Genomic DNA, 508 nt, shown 5'->3' on the forward strand with positions numbered 1-508 from the left:
CTTCGCGGAGGTTAGCTCCGATAAACAGGGCATTGGGATGAAAGGACTCCTCCATACCCGGATCGGCCAGCGGCATGGGCCCTTCCAGGTGTAAATGAATCGTTTGTACATTCCGTAGTTCGTCCCGGCGGGCGGCCAGGGCGTGCAGCAGGGGCGTGGGTGTAGCCGCACCGGCGTGAATAAAAACCCGATCGTTACTTTTAATTATTTCGACAGCCTCTTCGGCCTTGCTAAATTGAGTTGACATAAAGTAAAAAATTGTGGATGATATTAATCCCTCGATGAAAGGCACAAAGGACTTAGTTTCTAAATATAACCACTATGAGCGATGTCATGTTGGGAAATGGGGCTAAATCTTTGGCAACTTGTGGTATAGTTGGGGTATTTGCTGCTTATAACAAAAAAAGGCCATACCGGGAAAATTCGCTTCTTTTGGGGGTAATACCATCCCTTTCCGGTCTTTTTGAAATAAACGCACTGTCTGATCTTGTACTTAATCGTTTTTAAT

The 508-nt window shown here is 45.9% G+C and carries 1 protein-coding gene; it reads right to left on the reverse strand.

The annotated features are described in order from the left end of the window. Window positions 1-292, reverse strand: a 292-nt coding sequence (locus tag ACLD7X_RS18455) for a hypothetical protein (RefSeq protein ID WP_425625494.1), incomplete at its 3' end; no start/stop codon positions are given. Between the last annotated feature and the right edge of the window lie 216 nt (window positions 293-508).

Source organism: Aphanothece microscopica RSMan92, assembly GCF_046613545.2.
GTDB lineage: Bacteria > Cyanobacteriota > Cyanobacteriia > PCC-6307 > Cyanobiaceae > NIES-981.